This window comes from Bacteroidota bacterium, assembly GCA_039714315.1.
Classification (GTDB): domain Bacteria; phylum Bacteroidota; class Bacteroidia; order Flavobacteriales; family JADGDT01; genus JADGDT01.
Genome location: JBDLJM010000150.1, coordinates 1 through 7,392, shown reverse-complemented (window position 1 = coordinate 7,392; position 7,392 = coordinate 1). Strand labels below are relative to the sequence as shown.

Sequence of the window (7,392 nt, the reverse complement as noted above, 5' to 3'; positions counted from 1 at the left end):
TCAGACTATGACTAATAAGGCAAGTAAAGACGAACGGCCGTTCGTCTCAACGGGTAAAGGCGATACCTCCCTCCGGGGATGAAAGAGACCTGCCTGCGTGACGCAGTCAGGCAGGAAAGCGGAAAGAAAAAAGAAAAAAGATAAAAGATAAAAGTGCCAGCGAGCTAAAAGGCAAAAGTAGAAAGCCAACAGAGATGAAAAAAAAATTAGTAATAAAAATAGGCAGTTCAACTCTTACTCAGGAAACTGATAAAATATCCAGGGGAAAGATAGAAGATATCGCCCGTCAGATAGAGTCTTTAAGGGAAGAGTATGATATTGTTTTGGTATCGTCAGGAGCAGTAGCTGCTGCAAATCAAATAATAAACAAGAATCGCTGGGCAAAAGATGTGAAATCAAAACAGGCTAAATCTGCAATCGGTCAGCCTATTTTGTTGCAGATGTATAACGAGGTTTTTAGCGATTATGAACTTCGACCTGCTCAGTGTTTGCTGACATATAACGATTTTGAAAGAGAAACCAGTCGTGAGAATATGAGCAATACAATCAACGAATTGTTACGACATGGTTATATTCCCGTTGTAAACGAGAATGACACAATATCGGTAAAAGAAATTGTGGTAGGAGATAACGACAAGCTTTCGGCATATGTGGCTTCGCTGATATCTGCCGATATTTTGATCCTGGTTTCTGATATAAATGGGATTTATACTAAAAATCCACATATTCATAACGATGCGGTTCTGATTCCTGAGGTTTCAGATTTGAAAGAGGTGGAGCAGTTTATTGAAGAAAGAGAAAGTAAGCTTGGCACAGGCGGAATGACAACCAAACTTGAAGCTGCTCAAATTTGTTTCGACAACAATGTAGGGATGTATATTGTGAATGGTGGGGCAAATAATTTTATTCTCGATTTGTTATCGGGTAAAAATGAATCAACAAGTTTTAGGAAGTAGTGAAATGGTGATGCCTGATGGACACAGCATCACCACTTCACTCCACTATAAAATACCTCCGCTGCTGTTATCCTCTTCAATCATGATATTCTTTTCGGTCTTCTTAATTTTTCCCTTGTTGAGCCTGTAGGTAACTTTAAGAAATATTAAATTTTTCAACAAGCTTATGTCTGCGGTTTCATATTTTTCATAGTCGTTGGTTTTTGAGTATCCTACCTGAGAATAATTAGCTGCAAACTCAATAGGTAGAACATAACCTATTGTCAGGTTAAGACTTTTCTTGAAAAACGGTTTCTGAAAAAGAAGTAACCAAAAATCATTGTTATCGTTATTATATCCCAAGGAAGTAATTCTTTTATTTAAGCCTTTTTGGTAATTAAGAACAATAAGTCCATCGTTGAAAATGCCCTGATATATTAAGTTCGATTCGGCTCTCCAGTCGTTAACTTCATGAGTGTTTTCGTTATGAGTAATACTACTGTTGTAAACAGTGAAACTACTTTGCCAAATAAATTTTTTGCTAAAAGGTATTGTAAAGTTGGTTTTAATACCATTTTCTCTGAAAAGCCCTATGTTTTCGTAAGTGTATACAAAAATCTCATCAGGTCTTAAATATCCTGTCTGACCGATGAGGTTGTTTGAAAAATGCATATAAGGTTCTACAGAAACAAGTCCCTGCAGTATATTTGTTTTAAGTGATACTTTATGTGTTACCGATGGTTTTAAGTTAGGATTTCCCATCGATATTGATCTTGGGTTTATAGCCGAGATAAATGGGTTTGTTTCAGCCATTGTTGGATAATCACTCTCTGAACGGTACTTAATTTTGAAGTTTATATTTTTGCTTAAGTTGTACTTAATATCCAATAAAGGTTGATATATTGTGTATTTATTATCCTGGTTATTGTCAACAACACTACTAAGTTCAGTCGCAATTCCTGCCTTTGCACTTAGTTTTTTATTGAAATTATATGAAGTATATCCATATAATTTGTGACGGGTATTTGTTTGTGAGTATATCTCTTTATTGTTGTCATTTATTGTAAATGAATTATCCATCTGTTTCCATAGATTACCATAGCCCAACTGAAAATTTAGTTTATCATTTACTTCTCTGTTATATTCAAGGTTAAGGTTGGTGTATTTATTTGAGTTATTACCTACTTCTTGTCTATTGTTGATACTCTCCTGAATATATTGACTACTATATGATTCATTATATGTTGAATATGTAAAACTTGCATCAAGTTTATCTTTATTGCTTAGTTTTCCTATATAGAATAAGGAGTTGTTACTGCGGGAAAACTCTTTTTTATTATTAAAGGCGAAACCGTAAGATTCAACTTCAACGTTATCCTTTAGAATAGAAGTAGCAGTAGAAATATTTGTATTGTTAATAGATTCCGGGTAATTATTGATATTGCTTTCGAAGCTAATAGTATGTTTTGGATTGATGTAAAAATCAGCCCCTAGTGTGTATTTAGTATTAATATTCTTTACAAAGGTATTGGGGCTCGATAGTGGAGGGTTCTCATAAACTACCGAGTCGTTACTGTAAATTGTTTTTGAACTGGTGTTAAGTGCCCATGAATTCTTATTGTGACTTACGGCTCCATATATGTTAACTCTGTTTTTTGTGTAATTGTAGTTTACAGACAATCGGTTAATTGGTAAGTAGTAATTTTCGTGTTCGGGAACCGGATCAATTATTGATTGGTCATAAATAAATAACTCAGACCCGACGTAGTTTTTATTTAAAATCACATTAACAATAGCAGTATAGCCTTCTAAACCATACCTTCCTCCCGGGTCTCTGATAATTTCTATCTTTTTTATTCTTTCGGGAGAGAGGTTTTGTATGTAATCAGCATCTTTTTCTACTCCATCGGCAAGTATTACTATATTACTGCTGTTATCTACTTTTATAGCATTATTGTATCTGTCTAAACTAACTCCCGGCACTTTGCTCATCAAATCTTTTGTATCGCTTGTGCCAAGCCTCATTTCGTCAGTAACAATTTGTATGTCTTTATCTATTGTGTTTTCTCTCGAACTGGTTTTCACGGTTACTCCATTCATCATTTTTGCATCAGGAGAAAGTGAGAATGTACCTAGGAATTTATCAGAATATATTGAAACTGTATTTATTGTATCAATTTTGTATCCTATATAATTAAGAACGAGTTTGTAGTTTCCTTTATTTACCGGGATGAAGAAGTATCCGTCCTCGTTTGTTACTGCACCTGTTATTATGCTGTCCTTAGGAGTTAATACCGTTACCGAACAATAGTTTAAGTATTCTTTAGAGTGTTTATCTTTTACCTGACCGGATATCTGAATCTGGCTTTGAGAAAAAGAGAGAGTTGTGATTAACAGGAAACTCAATGTTGTAATAATGTTTTTCATGTGGGTATAGTTAATTATATATCAAGTGTAAGACGGACAAAAATATAAATTGTTACAAATGCCAATACATTTTATTTAAAATTATATCAATTTGATTGTTTCATGGTTACAATGTCGAAATGCATATTGCAATCAGAGAAGTAAATAATTTTATGATTGATTTTCTTTTAGGGGAAAGTGAATAAACAGGATAAATAATAAAATCCTGTCTCAAAATATGCACCAGAGTTTATATTCGTTTGAAGTTAGGGTTTGGAAGTAAAAAAAACAAAAAGAGGTTAATAAGCGGATATGTCGCTTTTTAACCTCTTTTTGTTTAGGGATGTATTTTTTGAAATTAATTTCTTCGGACATATTTAACAGTGAAGTCAGCGCATTTACCGTATAAGATTAGAGTATCACCTTCAACTTTATACGGTATTATTACATCTTCATCTTCATATATAATCAAAGGGATTTTTTCCTTACATATGCTTAAATCATAATCTACGATATATGGATGGGAGTATAATAACTTTCCATCTTTGTATTTTTCGATTTCCTTTTCTTTGATACTCAAATAAAAATTCACATCTAAGATTTTCGGAGTTACAATCGTTCCTGCATAACCTCCTGAAGATTCTATCCAAGTCCATTTACCTAGAATCTCCTGATAGTTTATTGGTTTTTCTAATTCTTCATCCTTAGTTAATTCTCCATCCTTTGAGCAGCCCAATAGCCCAATTAATAATAGGAATAGAAATAGTTTGCATTTCATGATTTCCAGAGTTTATTTGTTTATCAACTATTATAGGTTGGATAGGAGAGTAATAAAGTTACTAAACTTATTTGTAAAAAAAAACTTACAAAATACTTTCTTGAAATCAATAAGGCAAAAGGGATTTACTTTGGGTAAGCCAGCAGATAAGTGTTCTTTATTTGTCCCGATTTAGCCTTTCCAATTTCCCATTCATAAGATTCATAATCATCAACTTGTGAAATCAGTTCTTTCAAATCATTTTCAGAATATGTTCTAAGCGAAGATATTATACCATCCCACCATACAAGTATAGGCAGTATAGGGATTAGGTAAGTGAAAATGATCCTGATGAAGGAAAAAGGTCTTATCATTGGGGTCATTATCCAAAGGGATATTGGAGAAAGAAACATGGCAAGTAAGCTTTGAAAGCTCCTGTCCTGCGCTTCTATAATTGCTAATACAGTTTTGTTGTTAACAGTGTTTTGTAGAATTTGTTTTGCATTTCCGGGCTTGAAATGATGAAAAGAAAGAAACATTGTTTGCAAAGAATCTTCCGGAAACTTTACATTTATTATATCTATTGGTTTTTCTATATAGCTAATGGAAGAATCTGATACTTTTAAATGGTTGAAAGACTTAATATTTGGATAGAGATCACTAAGAATAATTTTCACATTAGGATGATTCGTTTTTAGATGTTCCAGAATTTTCAGCCAACCGCCACCACCTCCTGATGCCAGGTCGTTTATTTTTTCGGAATTACTCAATTCTAATCCTTTTTCGATAATTGGAATGACACCTTTATACATGTCGAATTTATTGGCACCAAATTGAAGAAAATCAGTGGCAAAATTCCTTAAAAATGCAGGGAACCATTTTTGGTCTTCAAATTCGAATAGATGTATACGATCCATCTTTTTGAGATAATAGAATTAATTGTGTTATCATGCAATTAGACTCCCGTTTTTTACTCTAATATCGGGTTTAAGCAGAGTGACATCTTCATCCTCGCCTAAAACACCAAGCACAAGGCATTCAGAGATGAAACTGGCGATTTGCTTAGGAGGGAAGTTTACAACGGCGATTATTTGTTTGTTAATCAAATCTTCTTTATTGTATAGCCTGGTTATTTGTGCAGAACTGTTCTTAATGCCCAATTCTCCAAAATCAATTTTAAGTTTATAGGCAGCTTTTCTTGCCTTTGGAAAGTCATTGGCTTCGATAATTGTTCCAACTCTCATTTCTACTTTTTTAAAATCTTTCCAGCTTAACATTGGTTTGTGTTTTTGTATAACAGTAAATATAAACAATTACCTCGAATGCAATTTGTCAAACAAAAACACCCCGCACCGACAATTGTCAAATGCGAGGTGAAAAAAAACTCTTCCTAACTCCCCTTTACTATGAAGAGGGGAGAGGTTATCTTATTTTAAAACTTCTTAAAGTTTTTGGAAGAAATCATTCCCTTTATCATCAGTGATAATAAATGCAGGGAAGTTTTCTATTTTAATTTTTCTTACAGCTTCCATGCCCAATTCTGGGAAGTCAACTACTTCAACTGATTTGATGTTTTCTTCAGCTAAAATTGCAGCCGGTCCGCCAATTGAACCAAGATAGAAACCTCCGTACTTGGCACATGCATCAATCATTGCCTGCGAACGGTTTCCTTTTGCAAGCATTACCATCGATCCGCCTTTTGCCTGGAATGGAGCTACATAAGGATCCATACGTCCTGCTGTTGTTGGACCGAAACTTCCTGAAGGTTTACCTTTTGGAGTTTTTGCCGGTCCTGCATAGTAGATTGGGTGATTTTTGAAATACTCAGGCATTTCTTCACCTTTTTCCAACATTTCCATTATTCTGGCATGCGCCATATCGCGTGCCACAATCAGGGTACCTTTAAGGTTCAATCTGGTTTTGATTGGATGTTTTGTTAATTCTGCCAAAACCTCTTCCATTGGTCGGTCAAGATCAATCTCAACCGCAGGCTCTAAGTGTGGAGCTTTAGCCGGAAGATATTTTGCAGGTTCTTTTTCCAGTTGTTCAAGGAAGATACCGTCTTCGGTAATTTTTCCTTTTATATTTCTGTCGGCACTACACGAAACACCTAATCCCACAGGGTTAGAAGCAGCATGACGAGGTAAACGTATTACCCTAACATCATGGGCGAAATATTTACCGCCAAACTGGGCTCCAATACCGGCTTCTTCAGTTAAGGTTTTAACTATTTTTTCCCATTCCAAATCGCGGAATGCTCTACCTCCGTCATTACCTGTAGTAGGTAGGTTGTCTAAATATCCTGCCGATGCAAGTTTCACTGTTTTTAGGTTTGCTTCTGCCGAAGTACCCCCAACGACTAATGCCAGGTGATAAGGAGGACAGGCAGCTGTACCTAAATCCATAAGGGTGCTTTTTACAAACTCTTTGAGGTTTGCATCAGTAAGCAAAGCTTTTGTTTTTTGGTAAAGGAATGTTTTGTTTGCCGATCCGCCACCTTTTGCCATAAATAAAAATTTGTAGGCATTACCCTGAGTAGAGTAAATATCGATTTGCGCCGGAAGGTTTGTTCCTGTATTTTTCTCGTCCATCATAGTTAACGGAACTACCTGCGAAAAACGAAGGTTCTTTTCCTGATAAGTGTCAAAAACACCTTTCGATAAATGTTCGGCATCGTTTGTACCTGTATAAACATCTTCACCTTTTTTACCCATTACAATTGCAGTACCGGTATCCTGACAGCTTGGTAGTTCTCCTTCGGCAGCAGTAACTGCATTTTGTATTAAGGTATAGGCTACAAACTGATCATTGCTGGTAGCTTCAGGATCGTTCAATATGTTTTCCAATTTTTGTAAATGCGAGGGGCGGAGCAGGAAAGATACATCTGTCATTGCTTCTTTCGACAACAATCTTAATGCCTCTGGTGCAACTTTAACTATTTTTCGGCCATCAATTTCAGTAATAGAAACATGATCCTTTGTTAAGAGTCTGTATTTTGTGTCGTCCTTTTCGATTGGAAAAGGCTCTTGATATATAAAATCGCTCATTATTTAAACAGTTTGTATTATTATTCTCAATGATTCTCTTTGGTCAGAGAGTTTTTAAATTGAATACTAATGTAGGGATAATAACGATGCTAATCTCTGTGATTTTTATCAGGAATTTTTATCTGTAAGATGAGTTTTCCGGATAATATGGGTCAAGTCATATTTTTGGGGAGAAAATTATATAAAGCGTTTGGTTGGACCGATTCAATCTATGGTTTACTGCATTTATTTCTCATTAATAAATAAT

Annotated in this window: 6 protein-coding genes; 1 reads left to right on the top strand and 5 read right to left on the bottom strand. The window is 35.0% G+C overall.

What is annotated here, in order from left to right:
• Positions 1-194 precede the first annotated feature (194 nt).
• Positions 195-956, top strand: coding sequence for a glutamate 5-kinase (gene proB, locus ABFR62_12120; GenBank protein MEN8139168.1), 762 nt, complete (start codon positions 195-197; stop codon positions 954-956).
• Between the two features lie 45 nt (positions 957-1,001).
• Here the strand turns inward: proB and ABFR62_12115 are convergent, their stop codons facing one another.
• The 5 genes from ABFR62_12115 to ABFR62_12095 form a co-directional block, all read right to left on the bottom strand.
• Positions 1,002-3,362, bottom strand: a complete 2,361-nt coding sequence (locus tag ABFR62_12115; GenBank protein ID MEN8139167.1) for a TonB-dependent receptor — start codon at positions 3,360-3,362, stop codon at positions 1,002-1,004.
• 337 nt (positions 3,363-3,699) lie between these two features.
• Positions 3,700-4,119, bottom strand: coding sequence for a hypothetical protein (locus ABFR62_12110; GenBank protein ID MEN8139166.1), 420 nt, complete (start codon positions 4,117-4,119; stop codon positions 3,700-3,702).
• Positions 4,120-4,244: 125 nt separating this feature from the next.
• Positions 4,245-5,015 carry a hypothetical protein gene (locus tag ABFR62_12105; protein MEN8139165.1) on the bottom strand — a complete coding sequence of 257 codons (771 nt, stop codon included), beginning with the start codon at positions 5,013-5,015 and terminating at the stop codon, positions 4,245-4,247.
• A gap of 30 nt (positions 5,016-5,045) precedes the next feature.
• Complete coding sequence (locus tag ABFR62_12100) at positions 5,046-5,375, bottom strand: tRNA-binding protein (protein ID MEN8139164.1); 330 nt, start codon at positions 5,373-5,375, stop codon at positions 5,046-5,048.
• 165 nt (positions 5,376-5,540) lie between these two features.
• A complete protein-coding gene (locus ABFR62_12095; GenBank protein ID MEN8139163.1) occupies positions 5,541-7,145 on the bottom strand; it encodes a fumarate hydratase in 1,605 nt (534 codons plus the stop codon).
• Positions 7,146-7,392: the final 247 nt, after the last annotated feature.